The sequence below is a fragment of the Streptomyces sp. SID12501 genome (assembly GCF_010550245.1).
Lineage (GTDB): Bacteria > Actinomycetota > Actinomycetes > Streptomycetales > Streptomycetaceae > Streptomyces.
The window spans coordinates 1-525 of record NZ_JAAGLU010000406.1 but is presented as its reverse complement, the minus strand read 5'-3'; the positions used below and the strand labels follow the sequence as shown (position 1 = coordinate 525).

The following is a 525-nucleotide window of genomic DNA, read 5'->3' as shown; positions in this document are numbered from 1 at the left end:
GCCGCGGGCGTCCTCTCCGGGCGCGTCCCGCGGGTCCTCGGCGTCGTCCTCCCCGTCGTCCATGGGCGGGTCGAGCGTGCGCAGGTGCGAGTAGACCGCCCACGCCACGGCGACCAGCGGCACCGAGATCACGGCGCCGAGGATGCCCGCGGTGAGCGTGCCGGCGGTCACCGCGAGCGCGACGACCACGGGGTGCAGGGAGACCTGCTTGCCCATGATGAGCGGCTGCAGCACGTGCCCCTCGAGCTGCCCGATCAGCGCGATCCCGACGCCCACGAAGACCGCCGACCACAGACCGTTCGCGGCGAGCGCGACGATCATCGCGACGACCATGGCGGCCGGTGCGCCGATGAGCGGGATGAACGCGCCGATGAACACGAGCACCGCGAGCGGCGCCGCGAGCGGCACGCCCATGATCGTGAGCAGCGTGAACGCGAGGATCCCGTCGGTGAACGCGATGATCACGGTGCCGCGCGTGTAGCCGGAGAACGTGTACCAGCCGGCCGCTCCCGCGGTCATCCAGGT

At 72.4% G+C, this 525-nt stretch carries 1 protein-coding gene; it reads right to left on the bottom strand.

Features of this window, described 5'->3' with window-relative positions; all coding sequences use genetic code 11:
* Window positions 1–525 (bottom strand): AI-2E family transporter (locus tag G3I71_RS46480; protein ID WP_164324973.1); only part of this gene is annotated, 525 nt, incomplete at both ends.